The sequence below is a fragment of the Mycobacterium montefiorense genome (assembly GCF_003112775.1).
In the GTDB taxonomy this organism is placed as follows: Bacteria; Actinomycetota; Actinomycetes; order Mycobacteriales; family Mycobacteriaceae; genus Mycobacterium; species Mycobacterium montefiorense.
Window position 1 is genome coordinate 36,485 of sequence record NZ_BFCH01000021.1, and the last position, 17,490, is coordinate 53,974.

The window sequence follows — 17,490 nt, forward strand, 5'->3', positions numbered from 1 at the left end:
ATGACCGGAGTCACCCGACGTAGGCCTCGTCGTCGCCCAGCCGTGCGGCCGGATTCAGCAGCATCGCGGCCTCCTGACGCTTCTCCGAAGAGTCGTGATCAAAGCGACGGTCCGGCGGCCGCTCGTACATCGGTGGGCCGCCGGCGATGGCCGAAGCGAGCCGGCGCTGACCGGACAGCAGGCGTGCGTCCGCGCGCTGCTGGTAGTCCTCGCGCTGTTCGGCGTTCAGCGCGGCGATGAACGCCTGCGGGTGCACCAGTGCGACGAGGCCGGACACGTGGCCGAACCCGAGACTGGTCAGCATCCCTGCCTTCAGCGGGAACTTCCCGGCAAGCCGTAGCGTGTCGCGAACCCAGACGAAGTGAGCAGAGCCGGACAGTTCGTCGTCGACGCAATCCAGGCTGCGGTTGGGCGGGATCACCCCGTCGCGCAGCATCTGGCACAGCCCCATCATCTGGAAGACCGCCGCACCGCCCTTGGCGTGTCCGGTCATGCTCTTCTGCGAGACGATGAACAGCGGCGCACCCTCGGAGCGGCCCAGCGAGTCGGCGAGCCGCTCGTGCAGCTCAGTCTCGTTCGGGTCGTTGGCCAGCGTCGACGTGTCGTGCTTGGAGATCACCGCGACGTCGTCAGCGGACACGCCCAGCTTGCCAAGCGCGCGCGCCAGCGCTGAGTCCTTGCCGCCGCGGCCCGCGCCGAGCGCACCCAAGCCCGGCGCCGGGATCGAGGTGTGCACTCCGTCGCCGTACGACTGCGCGAAGGCCACCACCGCGAGCACCGGCAGGCCCATCTTGAGCGCCAGGTCGCCGCGGGCCAGCAGGATGGTGCCACCCCCCTGCGCTTCGACGAAGCCCAGCCGGCGTCGATCGTTGGGCCGGGAGAACTTCGAGTCGTCGATGCCCCGGTCGCGCATCATGGAAGTGTCGGCGGTGGCCGCCATGTCACCGAAACCGATGATGGCCTCCAGCGTCAGGTCGTCCAGGCCACCGGTCACCACCATTTCGGCCTTGCCCAGCCGGATCTTGTCGACGCCCTCCTCGACCGACACCGCCGCGGTCGCGCATGCCGCGACCGGGTGGATCATCGAGCCGTAGCTGCCGACATAGGACTGAACCACGTGGGCGGCAACAACATTCGGCAGCACTTCCTGCAGGATGTCGTTCGGCTTGCTCCGGCCCAACAGGTTGCCGTGATACATGGTCTGCATCGACGTCATGCCGCCCATACCGGTGCCCTGGGTGCTGGCGACCAGGCTCGGGTGCACCCACCGCATCAGCTCGGACGGGGTGAAGCCGGCGGACAAGAACGCGTCGACGGTCGCGACGATGTTCCACAGCGCCACCCGATCGATCGAGGTGGCCATGTCGGCGCTGATGCCCCATACCGTCGGGTCAAACCCGGTCGGGATTTGCGCCCCGACCGTCCGCGACAGTTTGGTCTTGCGTGGCACCCGGATCTCGGTGCCCGCCTTGCGGATCACCTGCCAGTCGCTCGAGTCGGGCACCGGCCGAATCACCGTGTGCTCCGGGTCGAACTCGGCGAACCCGCGGGCGTCGGCCTCCGACGACACGACAAAGCTGAAGTCTTTGTCCAAGAACACCGAAACCAGCAGCGGCGACGCGTGATCGGGATCGATCGCGCCGTCGTCGACGAACTCCCGGATGCCGCAACGCTCGACGACCGTGTCGTGGTAGCGCTCGACCAGCTCGGCCTCGTCGATCAGGTCGCCGGATTGCGTGTCGTACCAACCCGGTTGGGGGTCGTCCTCCCAGCGAATCAAGCCGGTGGTCCAGGCCAGCTCCAGCACTCCGGCCGCCGACAATTCGTTGTCAACCTCCATCTCGAAGCGGGTGCGCGAGGAACCGAACGGGCCGAGTTCGGCGCCGCCGACGATCACCACCAAATCGGCCGGGTCGACGTCGAGGTCTGCCCATTCCGGCGGCGGTGCCGGGGTGTACCCGCGGGGCGGGGACGGCAGCGCTGCGATGGTGCCCTCCGCGGGCTCGTCGTCCGCGTCATCGCTCGCGGTCGCCTGCTCGCGTGCGTTGGCGGCCAACTCAGCCATGTCGAGTTCGACGTCGCCGAGACCGCCGGTCAGGTCCGCCTTGATCGGCTCGCTGGCCGCGGCCACCTTCGACTCCACATCGCAGAGGGCCAACAGCATGCCGGCCATCTCGTCGGTGGAGTAGGTCGTGACACCGGCCTCCTCGACCGCGGTGACAATGGCGTCGTTGTGACCCATCAGCCCGGTACCGCGAGTCCAGCCAATCAGCGCGTGCGCCAAGCTAACTCGGGCCGCCCACGACGATTCGGCGTGCCAGCGACTGACCAGGGCGTCCAGGGCCGACTTGGCCTCACCGTAAGCGCCGTCACCGCCGAACATGCCGCGGTTGGGCGAGCCGGGCAGTACCACGTGCAACCGCGACGCGATGTCGCGCTCGGCGCCGATCTTCGACAGACCGCCGATCAGCCGCTGCACGGCCCACAGCAGAACCTTCATCTCCATCTCGGAGCGCGAACCGGCCTCCGACAGGTCGCCGACCACCCGCGGTGCCGCGAACGGGAACAGCAGCGTCGGGGTTTGTGCGTCCTTGATGTGAATCGACTGCGGCCCAAGGCTTTCGCTCTGCTCGGCACCGATCCACTCGACCAGGGCGTCGATGTCGGAGTAGGACGCCATGTTGGCCGCGACCACCCACAGCGACGCACCGAAACGGGCATGGTCGCGGTACAGCGTGCGGTAAAGCGCCAGTCGCTCCTCGTCGAGCTTGGACGTCGTCGCGATGACAGTGGCACCGCCATCGAGCAGTCGCGCCACGATCGACGCGGCGATCGAGCCCTTCGAAGCGCCTGTCACGACAGCGATTTCGCTGTGGTGCGGACCGGGATCCGGGTTCTCGGCGCCGGCGGCGATCCGGCCGTACAGGGATGCGTGGATCTGGCGACCCGCGGCCAGCGAGCGGCCCTGCCACCAGGTGGCTTGGGTCGCGACGACGTGCCCGGCGCCCTCGAATCGTTCGGAGAGTCGCACCCAGTCCGCGTCGATGTCGCCCTCGTCGGTCAGCCACAGCTTGACCAAGTCCTCGCGGGCGCTGGCCCAGCGGTCGTCGAACACGACGGCCTTCTTGGCCTCGAACGCAGGTGCCACCAAACGCGGCCATTCCGAACCTAATTCGGCGGTGACCAAGTCGATGAGGGCGGCGTCGGTGGCCACCGGCAAGGCGCTGACCGTGTCGTCGAGACCCAGCTGACCCAGCACCAGGCGAGCCGCGGATGCAAGCACACCGTCTCGGCCGGTGATCTGGTCGGTGAATTCGCTCAGCGCGGCCGCGTCGACGGTCGCTCCGCCGCCACCACCCGCCGAGGGCAGCGCCACCGAAACACCTTGACGTGCAGCCACCGCAGCGACCGCGGCGTCGATGGCCTTGTCGACCGAAGCGGCGTCGGCCATCGCACCCTCGTGCAGGTGTCCCATGGCCCCGCCGCGCACGCTGGTGCCCTCGCGGGTGCCCAGCGCCACCTCGATGGTGACGTGCTTGGCCCAGCCCTCGCCGAGCTCCCAGGTCTTCGTGACCCGCTCGGTGATGGCGGCCGGCCGCTTACCGGACGGCCCGAGCACCGTGCGCAGCTGGTCGTTGATCGCGTCGGAAAGCACCGGGCCGTAAGGCTTGTAGGTGCGCGCCAGCTTGGTCACCTGCGACCGCAGTCCGGCCAGGTCGGCCTCGGCGGCACCGTCGATGGCGCCCAGGTTCAACTCCGAACCCAGGTCCACCAGCAGCTGGTTGCGCCGCGACGACGCACCGTCGGTGATGGACTCGATGGAGTCCAGCTCCTCGATCTGGTCGATGCGCATCTTCGCCGACAGCGCGATCAGCGCGAGTGTGGCGTCGGCCGCGCCGAACGCGATGTCTTCGGGACGCGGCGCGCCCGAGGGCGCGGTAGGCGCCGGCGCGGGTGCCGGTGCGGCGCCTTCGGGCGCCGATGCGGCCTCTTCCGGTGCGGCCGACTCAGCCGGCTCTTCGATTTCCGGCTCGGGGTCGGTGTCGTTGGCGAACAGCACGGCAGCATCCCGCTCGGCGTTGAGCACTTCGACTGTGCTGTGCGCATATTCGGGCAGGTTGAGGGTGTTGGCGGCCAGTCCGGCGACAGTCGGCGCCGACTTCACACCGATCTCGACGAACCGCTCCACACCCAGGCCGCCAGCGGCATCCTCGGTGAACAGCAGGTCCTGGGTTTCGATCCAGCGCACCGGGCTGGCGAATTGCCAAGCCAACAGCTCGATCACAATAACGCGCGCCATCTCGCGCGGACGCTCGGTAAGCCAGGTGTCGTAGTTGTCGAGGATCTCGTCGAGCGGCTCGGCCGGCACCAAATCGCGGATCTCCTGGATGAAGTCGCGATCCAGCGTGAACGGCCGCGGCACCAGGTTCGGGATATAGCGCCCGATGACCAGTTCGGGATCCGCGTCGCGCGGCATGACCCGCTCCAGCGAGCGACGGAAGTCGGCAACCCCGACCCGCAACACCCGGGAATGGAACGGCACGTCGATACCCGGCACCAAGATGAACGAGCGCTTGCCGCCGGTGATCTCGCGGCGACGCTCCACTTCCTCCTCGAGGGCCTCGAGACCGCGGACCGTGCCGGCGATCGCGTACTGCGAACCGCGCAGGTTGAAGTTCACGATCTCCAGAAATTCGCCGGTGCGCTCGGCGATTTCGGCGACGAAGTCGGTGACCTCGTCGTCGGGCAGGTCGATCTGCGACGGACGGATCGCCGCCAACCGGTAGTTCGAACGGCCCATCTCGTCGCGCGGCACGATGTCGTGCATGTTCGAGCCGCGGTGGAACACGGTCTCTAGCAAGGCTTCCAGCTGGTAGATGCCCAACACGCAGGCCAACGCGGTGTATTCACCGACGGAGTGACCGCAGGCGATGGCGCCCTCGACGAATGCGCCCTGCTCACGCATCTCGGCGACCTGCGCGGCCGCCACGGTGGCCATCGCGACCTGAGTGAACTGCGTCAGGTAGAGCACACCGTCTGGGTGGTGGTAGTGCACGCCGCTGGCGATCAGGCTGGTCGGGTTGTCGCGCACCACGTGCAGTACCGAGAAGCCCAGGGTGTCGCGGGTGAACTTGTCGGCGTCGTCCCACACCTTGCGGGCCGCCTTGGACCGGGCGCGAACCTCCATGCCCATACCCTTGTGCTGGATGCCCTGGCCGGGGAATGCATAGACCGTCTTGGGGGCGGCCAGTCGCGCGGTCGCCGACATCACCAGATCCGAGCCGATGCGCGCGGCGACTTCCAAAACTTCTGCGCCCTGGTCGATTCCGACGCGATCGACCCGGAAGTCGACCTCATCGCCCGGACGTACCATGCCCAGGAACCGCGCCGTCCAGCCGATCAGCCGGGCCGGCGGGCGAGCCTGGCCGTCGGTGGCGGTCACCGTGTGCTGCGCGGCAGCCGACAACCACATGCCGTGCACGATCGGCGATTCCAGCCCGGCCAGCAGCGCGGCCGCCCGGTCGGTGTGGATCGGGTTGTGGTCACCGGAGACCACCGCGAACGGACGCATGTCGACGGGCGCGGTCATGGTGACGTCGCGGCGACGGCGCCGCGGGGTGTCGGTCGCGTTCTCGGACACCGAGCCGCCGGCCCGGGCCGGGTCGGTGAGCTCGCCGGCTCCGGTGCGCCCGAGGATCGCGAATCGCTCCTCGAGCGAGGCGATCACCGTGCCGTCGGGGCCAGCCACCGTCACCGATACCGGGACGACGCGACCCATGTCGGTGTCGGTCGCTGCCGAAGCCGTTGCGGTGACGGCCAATTGAGCCGGATCCGCGGGCAGCTCGCCCACGACGTGCGCGGCGTGGTCCAGGTGCACCAGGCTCAGCAGGCCCTCGACGACCGGAACACCGGCATCGGTGACCGCGGAACCGATCGTCGCGAAAACCGCGGGCCAGCACAGGCCCACCAGCGCGTCGGGCACGGCGTTGAGGCTGGGTGCCAGCCGCTCACCGAAGGTGGCAGTGACACCGGTGTGGTCGGCGACCCGCTCCGGGTCCCAGTCCACCGTCACGGTGGCGGTCCCGTCCGTCACCTGCGGAAGCAACTCCGGCCCGTCGACACCGGCGGCGATCGCCAGGACCGCGCGCATCGCAGCGGTCGCGTCGTCGGTGGAAACTACCGGTGAACCACCGTCAATGGTGTTGTTGTGCAACGTGAATGGGATTTCGATCCACACCCCCGACACCGGGATGCTCAGCACGACCTGTTCATCGCCCGCCCCGCCGTCGGACTTGACCTGCAGGCGAGCCCCAGTCGACGAGTGCGTGGCACGCTGCCCGTCGGATCCATCGTGAACCAGCCAGTCGGCCGGGTCGGCGATGCGATGAACCGGGTTGGTGGCGGTGCGCCCGGCCCACAGCACGTCCGGGGCGTCGAGCACGACGGCCAGTGGCCCGGTCACATCCGGGCGACCCAGCCTGCGTGACCTGACGGCTGTGGCGTCGGCGCCGGTGCCCAGCACCTCGTCGATCGCGGCCTGCTCGAAACGGTCGAGCAGTTCACCGACCGGCTCGTCCATCCGGGTGATGCCGGCGACGGCTGCGGTACCGGGGATGATGCACACCTGGTCGGCGTCGTAGCGGGCGTCGTGCGCCTGCCACAGCGAGTCACTGCGCCACCAGCGGCGCACGTCTTTGTCGATGACCGGCACGAAGTTGACCGGCTTGCCCAGCGTCTTGCACAACGTGACGAAGAACGGCACGTCGGCCGGGTGCAACTGCACTCTGTCAGCGTCGGGGTAGCCGGCAATCAGCTGTTCGATGGCCGCCGACGGGTTCTCCAGCAGCTCAGAGCCGGTCGAACCGGAAAATACGCTGTCGATCGGGCCATGGTCGCGCTGGTGCAAACGCGCCTCGGCGCGCTGCAGCATCTGCTGGAAGCGGTCGCGCCAGGTGTCGGCCAGCCAGGGGCTGCCGGGCGCGGCGGTGTCGGCGGTCGAGTTGCCCTCGCCGATGGCGAGCTCGACGTAGCGCTGCAGCCACTGCAGGTAGGTCATCTCCCTGACATCGCCGAAGTACGGCTCCGCGGTGCCGGCCATCGCGGCGATGATCTCGTCGCGGCGCTCGGCAACGGCGTCCGCGTCACCGGCGACCTCGTCGAGTAGCCGGCCGCAGCGCGAGGCGGCGTTGTCGATCTCGTGGATGTCGGCACCGAGCTGGCTGCGGCTGGAAGCCATGCCGCCCTGGGCTTTTCCGGCGCCGATCCACTGATCGGTGCCGTTGGTCTCGACCAGCATCTGCTTGACGGACGGCGACGTGGTCGCCTCCTTGGTGGCCATCGCCGCGGTGCCGACCAGGATCCCGTCGATCGGCATCGACGGGAAGCCATAGGACTGCGACCATCGGCCGGACAGGTATTCGGCGGCCCGCTCGGGCGTGCCGATGCCACCGCCGACGCAGACGGTGATGTTGGAGCGCGACCGCAGCTCCGAGTAGGTCGCCAGCAGCAGGTCGTCGAGGTCTTCCCACGAGTGGTGGCCACCGGCGCGACCGCCCTCGATGTGCACGATCACCGCTTTGGTGGGCGCCTCGGTCGCGATGCGGATGACCGAGCGGATCTGCTCGATGGTGCCGGGCTTGAACACCACATGGCTGATGCCGATGTCGTTGAGCTCGTGGATCAGCTCCACGGCTTCCTCGAGGTCCGGGATGCCGGCGCTGACCACCAGGCCGTCGATCGCGGCGCCGGACTGACGGGCCTTCTGCACCAGGCGCTTGCCACCGACCTGCAGCTTCCACAGGTAGGGGTCCAGGAACAGGGTGTTGAACTGGTAGGTGCGGCCCGGCTCGAGCAAGCCGGACAGCTCGTCGATGCGGGCGGCGAAGATTTCCTCGGTCACCTGCCCACCACCGGCCAGCTCGGCCCAGTGTCCGGCGTTGGCCGCCGCGGCGACGATCTTGGCGTCCACGGTGGTCGGGGTCATGCCGGCCAGCAAAATCGGCGAGCGCCCGGTCAGCCGGGTGAACTTCGTCGAGAGCTTGACGCGGCCGTCGGGCAGCTTCACGACGGTCGGCGCGTAGCTCGACCACGGCCGTGCCACCTCGGGGGTGGCCCCGACGGTGAAGAGGTTGCGCTGACCGCCGCGGGTGGCGGCGGGCACGATGCCGACGCCCAGGCCGCGGATCACCGGTGCAGTCAGGCGGGTCAGGATGTCGCCGGGGCCCAGGTCGAGAATCCAGCGCGCGCCGGCGTTGTGCACTCCGGTGATCTCTTCCACCCAGTCGACCCGGCTCACCAGGATGGCGTCGGTCAGTCGGCGGGCCAGCGCGACGTCCAGGCCGACCTTCTCGGCCCAGCCGCCGACGATGTCGATGCCGTCGGCCAGCCGCGGGGTGTGGAAGCCCACCTCGACCTGAACCGGATCGAAGACGGGCGCGAAGACGTCGCCGCCGCGCATCTTGCTCTTGCGTTCGGCCTCTTCCTTCTCGGAGATCTGCTGGCAGTACAGCTCGAAGCGGGAAAGTTGCTCCGGCGTGCCGGTGATGACGACCGAACGCCGGCCGTTGCGGATGGACAGCACCGGGGGCAGCACGGTCCGGACGTCCTGGGAGAACTCGTCGAGCAGCGCGACGATGCGCTCGGGGTCGGCGTTGGTGACCGACACCATCGGCGGGCGGTCACCGAGCACGGAGATGCCGCGGCGCCGGGCCACCAGGGTCCCGGCCGCGCCGATCAGCTGAGCCAGGGCCAGCAGCTCGACGTCGCGCGCGCCCTCGGCCTTGAACGCCTCGACGGCGAGCACACCCTGGGAGTGCCCGGCGACGGCGACCGGCGGGGTCGCCGTCCAGTCCATGCCCTGTCGCGCCAGGGCACGCCCGGCCGCAATCTGGGTGAGCAGCACGCCGGGCATCGACACCGCGGCCGACGTCAGGTGCTTGTCCGCGGGGGTCGGGTCCTCGGCCGCGAGCGCGCGTACCCACTGCAGCGGCTCGAAGCCGATCGGGCGCACCACGACCAGCTCTTTAGCCACCGGCTCGAGCAGCAGCTCGGCCTCACCGACCAGCGTCGCGATATCGGTTTCGATACCGGCCGAGGACACCAGCTCTTCGAGGGTTTCCAACCAGGCACTGCCCTGACCGCCGAACGCGATGGCGTACGGCTCGCCGGCCGTGAGACGGTCGACCAGAGCATGGGTGCTGTGCGGGGCATGGTCAGCGGACACCCGGTCGTGCTCGTGGATCGTCACCTTGTACATCTCCCTGTATGCGTCTTCACGTATCGGTTCGTTCGGCCTGCTGAGAGCCCCGGCGGGCGGGGCCCCAACTGGCGTTGGGTCGATTCCGCTTTGAATCGCAGCCCGAAAAGCAGCTGATCGGTGTGTTGTCGGCGGGCCACTCAAGGGGGCTGAGAGGCGCGGCGGACTGCATCGGCTGTACTAAGAGTGTCATAAGGATTCGGGTCATTTTTCTGCGCAGATTGGTTACTGGTGAGTTCTACGCACGGGTAACCGTGTTGTGGGTAACACCCGGATTAACCGACCTCGCGGGTATCCAGAACAAACGTCCTGCATGTAGGTGGTTACGGTCGAGTAGCTATAACTGCGCTGTTCAAGGCGGCATTGTTATCAAATCGTTATGTTAAGAATTCGTATTGCGTGCCGCCCGTCGCGCAGCCGAGGTTGGGCCGTCTCGCGCTCGTCACCGCCCGCGAGGAACGACAAACGGCGAACAAGTGTTTGCTGGAGCGCAGTTGCGCAAGCGCGCCCGGATCGGCTACAGCGCCAGAAATCTTTGCGGGAACGCGCGATTGCTAGTCCCACTGCCCGAATTGCGGCTTGAGGATCTCATTGATGTCCACCCCAACCCCGCCCACGCTGCGCTTATCGATCTCGACTTGATGCAGATTGGCAGCCGGATGGGCGTAGCCCTTCGGTGAGCCCCAGTTGTGCTGCCAGAAGCAGCAGCCCAAACCGTCATGCAGCGCCCAGTCGATCGTCTTCGAGTTGGCGTAAACGCCCGTCCGCTGGTGTCCGATCACCGACTCCCAGGTGGTGTGCCGGTAGACCGGGATCGGCGGACGACGGTCGCCGAGTCCACCGTTACGTTCAAGCAGTGCCCCGAGTCGCAAAATTGTCGACTCGTCGAACCACCGCGAGACGAGCTGGATACCGATCGGCGGACTCTCGGAACTGAAGCCATACGGGATGCAGAGTGCCGGCAGCCCGGTCAAGTTCTTCCTGTGTTCGCTGGGCGGCGTGCAGCTGGGCGAAGGTGAGGTCCGGCAGTTCTCGCGCCACGGATTCGGGTTAGTCAATGCGGGCGAGAGGCTTGATGAGTCAGTCCTTTCCGACGAGTCAGCCGGGGTTGGCCGCGGGCGCAGGTGTCGATGCCGCGGCGGCGCGGCGCCGGGTGCCCGAAAGCATGACCGCGACGGCCGAGAGCACCCCACTGGCCACCAGCAGCCACCACCCGCGGCGGTAGCAAGCCAACGTGGCATGGCCGCTGCCCAGCAGCACCACCAGTAATGCCACTCCGATGGCGCTGCCGACCTGCCGTGCCGTGTTCAGCACCGCGCTCCCGGTCGTCGCGCGGTGAGCCGACAGGCCACTTGCCGCAGCGAACAACGGTGCCTGGACCAATCCAGCGGCGCAGCCCATCAGCAGCAGTCCCGGCAGGAAGCTCTGTGCGTAATCCGGCGTGGCCGCGGCCCCGAGCAACCACAGCGCCGCGGCCGCGGCCATACACAGCGACCCCGCGACCGCCGGTGCGGTGCGGCCAAACCGGTCGGCGACTGCCGCGGCGTTGACAGCCCACAGCAAGGAGACGAGCGGCCCGGGTGCGATCGCCAGACCGGTGCGCAACGCGCTGTAGTGCCACGCGTCCTGCAGGAAGAGCACGCTGATCAGCAACCACGCCCCGAATCCGATGAAGAACGCGAGTAGCGCAATGGTTGAGCAGCTGAAAGCACGCGAGGCGAACACCGAAGCCTCGATCATGGCGTGCGGATGAACGACGGTGCGCCACACCGTGATCAACGCTGCCGCGGCGGCGGTGGCGTAGAGCCCGAGCGTGATGGGGCTCATCCAGCCCCAATCGGGACCCTTGACCGTCGCTAGCACCAGTGCGGTGATGGTGATCAGCAGCGACCCGGCTGACAGCGCGTCCGGCAACCGGCTGTCGTGGGCAGCGCGGTGGCGGGGCACCGTTCGACGTGCCAGCGCGACGATAAGGATCCCGATCGGCAGATTGATCAAGAAAATCCACCGCCAGCTGAGCCCGACGAGCAGACCGCCGACGGTGGGGCCCAAGGTGCCGGCGACCGCAGCGAGTCCAGCCCACAGACCAACGACCAGACTGTGCTGCCGGGCCAGGAACGCGTGCAGCAGCAGCCCCAGCGATGCCGGCACAATCACGGCGGCGCCGACCGCCTGAACCATCCGGCCGGCGACGAGGACTGCCAGCGTCGGCGCGGCCCCACAGATCACCGAAGCGAGCGTGAACGCGCAGGTTCCCGCGATGAGAAACCCGCGGCGCCCATAGTGGTCGGCCAGTCGGCCGGCGGGAATGAGCAACGCGGCAAAGACGACGGTGTAGGCGTTGAGCACCCAGGAAAGATCGGTCAACGACGCCCCGCGATAGGACTGGCCCATCGCCGGCAGCGCGACGTTGACAACAAACAGATCCAGCTGAGCCATGAACGCGACGGCGCCCAACACGCCGAGGGCCGCCCACTTGCGGAGATGGCCGGCATCGTCATCGGTCGCGGGTGCGCAGAGGCGCTCGGCAGCGGTCGGGCGCGTCATCGATGTCCCTGATTCCGGCGGTGGCCCACAGTGTGGCGGGGTGGCCAGATCCTCACCGCTCACTTATGTCTCGTAACCGAAGTATTCGGGCCCGAGCCAGTCCTTGATACCCGGGTACATCGCCGATCGGAACAGTTCGACGGCGGGCAGCGGGCGGTAGGCGGCGGTGCGCCTAGTAATCAGGCCGTTGTCGTCGTCTTCGATGAGTTCGAGGATTTCGAGGTCGCGTCCGTCAATCTCACCCTGCCATTGCAGGAAGGTCGTCCGTTCGTCGATCTTGTGCTCGCGCAGGTAGCGACCGGAGCGCACATGTGAGGAGAGTGCCCAGATTCGGCTGATGAGCTCGCGGCCGGTCACCACCTTGGTCAGAATCGGTGTGTGGAATTCGATGTCGTCGGCCAGCAGTGCCGCGACCTCTTCGGGTGTGTTGTCTCCGCGTTCGCGGAGTGTGCGCAGTGGGTGCATGAGGTGTCCTAGCGTTGGTGCGGATGAAGCGTGCGGGCCTGACGGCCGTCGATGGCGGAGACATTCATTAGTCTTCTTCGATCGAAAAATGTTGCTACGGTGCGGATTCCAATCTATGGATAGTGCGAACCGGTCGCTGCGACCTGGCGATGACAGCCCTTTCGGGAGACCACGTTACAAGTTCATTCATTGAACTTCAATAGATGAAGTACCGCGACCGCGCCGAACCCGTTGTTGCGCGCGGAGATGTTCGGCTTGCAGCTCGCGCTGAGTTGCCTGGATTAGCGGCCAGCGCGGTGAATCGCTCCGTTCGGGGACTCGGCTCCGACGGACGGTGGCCGGGACGTCCGATTCCGCTAAGGAGTGTCCACGAAAGGTTCCAACATCCGGTGGGGTTTCCTCAGTAGGCGACTGATTCGGTCGTCGTGTCCGGCATCCCGGGAACGCCGCGGATGGACGTCGAGATCGCGGGGCGCGGGAACGATACCGCACTTTCCGCAGTTGCCCAACGGTGTGAGTTCACCTCCACAGCCGGAATGCACGATCGGTCGGCGCAGACCGGACTGAACATAGAATTCGTTGCCCCAGTTCATCATTGACCACACAACTGGCCAGAGCAGCTCACCCTTGCGGGTCAGCGAGTATTCGCTTCGGCCACTGGCGCCGACGGAGGTCGTCATGATCTGGTGTTCCACCAGCAGCCTGAGTCGCTCGGTGAGGACTGCAGGCGGGATCTCAAGGTGATCGCGAAAATCGGTGAAGCGGACCACGCCGTAGAAAGCATCCCGGATGATGAGCAGTGTCCACCGCTCGCCGATCACTTCGAGCGAGCGCGCAACCGGGCACACTTCGTGGTCGTATTCTCGCCGCAAAGCCACTCAAGAATAATACGCGAAGTAGAGTTCAGTGACTGAATTATTGGGCAACATGGTGCCCCATGCGCTTGCGTCCCGAACGGCAGCGCTAGGCCCACTGCCCGAATTGCGGCTTGAGGATCTCATTGATGTCCACCCCAACCCCGCCCACGCTGCGCTTATCGATCTCGACTTGATGCAGATTGGCAGCCGGATGGGCGTAGCCCTTCGGTGAGCCCCAGTTGTGCTGCCAGAAGCAGCAGCCCAAACCGTCATGCAGCGCCCAGTCGATCGTCTTCGAGTTGGCGTAAACGCCGGTCCGCTGGTGTCCGATCACCGACTCCCAGGACCGCAGGTACGGAGCTATCTGGCTTTTGTACTGCTCGTAGGACGGGTCGTCGTCGATCGACGCGTAAATGGGTGCGCCGGCCGGACCCCCGGCGGCGGCATGTAACTCCATCCCCCGCTTGGCGTGCTGCAGCCCGGCGTTGGCGCCGCCCAGCCAGTCGGAAGAACTGCCCTTGCCGTACTGATAGCACGAGACAATTTTGAGCCCGTTGCTGTGCAGGTCGCGCGCTTCGGAGACCTGGATCGGCTTGCCCAGCATCCAGTTACCGCCCGGCCGGCGGTCGGAGACGTAGCGGATCGACCCCACCGCACCGGCCGCCCGGATCTGGCTGGCCGGGATCACGCCGGCGGCATAGTCCAACAGGGTGCCCAGCGATGCCGACGCCGGTGCGGCGCATAACGATGACGCCGCAACACCCATGCCTACTAAGGCCGGGGTCGCGGCCGCGAATTTGAGCACGTCACGGCGCGAAATCGACACATCGGCCAGGGTACGACACAAACACCACAAGACACACCAATCACACTGGTCACATCTCAGTTACATCTGGTGCGTCGCAGGTTTAGCCCTCGGCAGCACGATGACGCTCACGGTTTCCAGGCCGCGCTGAGCCGTTTGGGCGGCCATCTCCTCGATGAAGTGCGCCGCTGCCGGGTTGATCGATCGGGCCCAAGCCCGGAACCCCTGCACGATCACCGGATCACGTTCCAACAACGGCTGCACACCCCGCAGCGCACTGACCACGTCCTCGGGCAGCGGATCGGCCAGCTGTTGCGCAATCCAGGTACCCGCAAGGTCTGTTGCAGCCGAGAGATTCTCACCTAACGCAATCACCTCGCCCGCCAGGCTGCGCAACCGGTCGAACAGCACCCGTCGTCCCGGCGTCTCGGCGAGCTGCTCCAGCAAGGTGCTGGCCGCCGGCGGCAACACCATCTGCCCGAACAGTGCGGGGACCGGCAATTGCCACTCGTCGAAAAGGTCGGAATACATCGCGGCGATCGGCACCGACAGCGGGGCGCTGAGCCGCCCGATGACGCCGATGCTGTCGCGGTGGGTGGTCGCCAGCGTGCGCAGGATGTGTTCGTTGACGCCCCCGGTACCGCAATCGCCGGCCGCGCGGGATTCGCGGGATTCGTCGATAGCCGCGATCAATCGGTCCAGTCGGTCCCGCTGATGTATCAGCAATGCGCGGTGCTCATCCAGAAGCTCAGCCAAGGTGGTTTGACCACCGCCGACCAGCCGTTGAATGTCGTTGATGCTCACACCGAGGCTTCGCATCAGGTCGATGCGTAACAGGTCGAGGACCTGCTCGACGTCGAAGACCCGGTAGCCGTTGCTCAGATGCTGGGCGCGCAGCAGCCCGATTTTCTCGTAGTGACGGATGCGGCCCGAAGCGATGCCGGTCAGCGCCGTGACCTCGCCGATCAGCAACTGCTCAGCCACGTCTTGACCTTACAACTGTCGCAAGGTCTGTACTGGGACGATGGACCATCATCAGCTCATTGACCTGACCCGGCGGGCCTTGAAGTTGGCGCGCGACAAGACGACCGATCTCGCTCCCCGGCAGCACACGGTCGATGCGAGCGATTACACCTCGCTCGAGCGCCACCACAATGACAGGGCGTTGGTGCTGGCCAGCCCGCAACTGGTCGGCTACGTCTCGGAGCTCCCGGATCCCGGCGCGTACTGCACCAAGACGGTGCTGGGGCGATCGATCCTGCTGACCCGAACCTCTGACGGGTCGGTCCGGGCATTCGAGAATGTCTGCCTGCACCGGCAGTCGCCGGTGGTGACGGGGTGCGGCACCGCGAAGAGGTTCACCTGTCCGTACCACGCCTGGACCTACGACAACACCGGCCAGCTGGTCGGCCTGCCGGGCCGTGAGGGCTTCCCGGACATGACCGTCAAATCCGACTCGTTGACCGAACTCCCGGCCGCGGAATTCGCGGGGTTCCTCTGGGTCGCGCTCGACCCGGGCGCGACGCTCGACGTCGCCGCGCACCTGGGACCGCTGGCCGACGAGCTCGACGCGTGGGGCATCGGGCGGTGGTCTCCGCTGGGCGAGAAGGTGCTCGACGCCCCGATCAACTGGAAGCTGGCCGTCGACACCTTCGCCGAGAACTACCACTTCGCCACCGTGCACCGGCAGACCTTCGCGACCATCGCCCGCAGCAACTGCACCGTTTTCGATTCGTACGGGCCGCACCATCGGTTGATCTTCCCGCTCAACGCGATCCTCGAGCTGGACAGTGTTCCCGAGGAGCAGTGGGACCCGTTCCACAACATGGTGGTGATCTACGCGCTGTTCCCCAACATCGTGTTGTCGGTGACGATCGCCAACGGCGAGCTGTTCCGGATCTACCCGGGCGACGAACCCGGCAGGTCGATCACCGTGCACCAGAACTCGACACCGCTGGACATCTCCGAGGAATCCGTGGCGGCCGGCGCTCAAGCCGTCTTCGACTACGCGCACGCCACGGTGCGCGACGAGGACTACCGGCTGGTCGAGGGGCTGCAGGCCAACCTCGCGTCGGGCGTGCGCGATCACCTGGTGTTCGGCCGCAACGAGCCGGGCCTGCAGCACCGCCACATCGAGTGGGCGAAGGCTCTCGCCGGGTCAGCTGCCGTCAGCTGACTCCTGTTCGGACAGCACGGCGATCAGATCGTCGAGAAGGGTTGCGAGCGTGTCGTTTTGCACGGGTAGCGCCCCGGTCAGCAGTTCAACAGCTGCGCGACGACGGCCCGCGGCCACCAATCCCACCAGCTGATCGACGACCGACTGCAGGTCGGGATTGACGTCGGCGACAGTGGTGGCCAGCACTTCGACCAGTTCCCAGTCCCGATACAGCGCCAGCGAACGTTCGTTGAACGCGAAGCCGCTCACCGGTTTACCCCAGAGCGTTCCCTGGTAGCGGTACGGACCTTCCATGTATTCGATCGGCAGGCCGTGCGCCGGGGCCGGTACCAACGGCGCGCCGACCAGATCCAGTTGCAGTGTGGTGCAGGTAATCCGGTGCCGGTCGGGCATGTAGCGCGCCGGCGCCGGCGGACGCACCAGGGGTCGCACCGTATTCGGCCACCTGACATAGCTGCTGATGGTGACCTCGACGTCTTCGGCGCACTGCGGCGCGATGGCGGGGTCGGGGTGACTCGTCGTCACGCCCGTAAAGGGTTGCAGCGCATTGCCGTTCGTGCGGTCAAACTGCCGCCAGATGCTCAAGTCGACGCCGTTGTCGAAATTGATTGTGCGCCATTCGTGCGACCTGGCCCGCGGGTCCCCCGCGGTTCCGCCACCGCCGGCGTACTTCGGGAACCACTGCCGATCGACATGTCCGCTGCTACCGGAGACCTGCTCGACGGTCTCGCCCCAGCGCAGCGTTCCGGTCATCGACATACCGGTCTGGAAATACGAGTACGTGTCGTTTTGACCGAAGCAGGCGATCTTCCCGTTATAGGTCGACGCACCCACCGGTGTCGGTGCGCGCGTTGGAGTTACCACCAGGTCCAACCGCATGGATCTCCCCTGGTGGTCTTGGCCCACCAGGCTGACTCGGTAGGTATAGGGCAGCAATTGATCATCGCCGTCACGGCATGTGGTCCACGACGCGGCACCGGCGCTGCTCTGATAGCTGATGTCGAGATAGCCTGCGGCCATGGTCAATTTGCGCTGCGCCCCGGGCTCCATATTGGCCGGCGGCATGTCGTAGTCGGTGTAGGTGCCGTAGTCACCGCTGTCGAGATCGAACAGCGCCATCGTGTAGAAGTCGGCGACGACGGTGCCGCCGGGCTGGTTCTTGTTGAAGATGGTCAGGAACGCGAACGACCGGTCGCTCTCGACGGCCTGCAGTTGGCCGGCGATGAACCAGGTGTCGGACTCCTGGTCTGCGTGTTCGCCCTCGGCGGCGGGAAAATCCAGCTGAGGGTCCCCGGGCACCAACTGATACGGATAACTGCGCCAATCGCTATTCATCTCGGCTTCCTAGCCACGGCGCCATCCTTCATTTTTGCTATGTTAGCGT

General features: G+C 66.8%; 8 protein-coding genes and 1 pseudogene. 1 reads left to right on the forward strand and 8 read right to left on the reverse strand.

What is annotated here, in order from left to right; genetic code table 11:
• Positions 1 to 10: 10 nt before the first annotated feature.
• From DB708_RS19900 to DB708_RS19935, 7 genes and pseudogenes are all read right to left on the reverse strand, one after another.
• Positions 11 to 9,247, reverse strand: coding sequence for a type I polyketide synthase (locus DB708_RS19900; RefSeq protein WP_108925266.1), 9,237 nt, complete (start codon positions 9,245 to 9,247; stop codon positions 11 to 13).
• Between the two features lie 563 nt (positions 9,248 to 9,810).
• Positions 9,811 to 10,050, reverse strand: a pseudogene (locus tag DB708_RS19910) (glycoside hydrolase domain-containing protein); the annotation flags it as partial.
• A 304-nt stretch (positions 10,051 to 10,354) separates the two neighbouring features.
• On the reverse strand, positions 10,355 to 11,866 hold the full coding sequence (locus DB708_RS19915) for an MFS transporter (protein ID WP_133251037.1): 1,512 nt from the start codon (positions 11,864 to 11,866) through the stop codon (positions 10,355 to 10,357).
• Positions 11,867 to 12,268, reverse strand: a complete 402-nt coding sequence (locus DB708_RS19920; protein WP_108924924.1) for a nuclear transport factor 2-like protein — start codon at positions 12,266 to 12,268, stop codon at positions 11,867 to 11,869.
• Between the two features lie 356 nt (positions 12,269 to 12,624).
• The gene (locus tag DB708_RS19925) at positions 12,625 to 13,146 is read right to left on the reverse strand and encodes a winged helix-turn-helix transcriptional regulator (RefSeq protein ID WP_108924926.1); all 522 of its coding nucleotides are present in this window, start codon (positions 13,144 to 13,146) and stop codon (positions 12,625 to 12,627) included.
• A gap of 85 nt (positions 13,147 to 13,231) precedes the next feature.
• The gene (locus DB708_RS19930; protein ID WP_108924928.1) at positions 13,232 to 13,951 is read right to left on the reverse strand and encodes a DUF1906 domain-containing protein; all 720 of its coding nucleotides are present in this window, start codon (positions 13,949 to 13,951) and stop codon (positions 13,232 to 13,234) included.
• Between the two features lie 60 nt (positions 13,952 to 14,011).
• Positions 14,012 to 14,914 carry a MerR family transcriptional regulator gene (locus tag DB708_RS19935; protein WP_108924930.1) on the reverse strand — a complete coding sequence of 301 codons (903 nt, stop codon included), beginning with the start codon at positions 14,912 to 14,914 and terminating at the stop codon, positions 14,012 to 14,014.
• A gap of 40 nt (positions 14,915 to 14,954) precedes the next feature.
• On the opposite strand from DB708_RS19935, the gene DB708_RS19940 reads away from it, so the two are divergent.
• Positions 14,955 to 16,106, forward strand: a complete 1,152-nt coding sequence (locus tag DB708_RS19940; protein ID WP_108924932.1) for an aromatic ring-hydroxylating oxygenase subunit alpha — start codon at positions 14,955 to 14,957, stop codon at positions 16,104 to 16,106.
• Here the strand turns inward: DB708_RS19940 and DB708_RS19945 are convergent.
• Positions 16,089 to 17,441 carry a lipocalin-like domain-containing protein gene (locus DB708_RS19945; protein WP_108924934.1) on the reverse strand — a complete coding sequence of 451 codons (1,353 nt, stop codon included), beginning with the start codon at positions 17,439 to 17,441 and terminating at the stop codon, positions 16,089 to 16,091. The genes DB708_RS19940 and DB708_RS19945 overlap by 18 nt on opposite strands.
• Between the last annotated feature and the right edge of the window lie 49 nt (positions 17,442 to 17,490).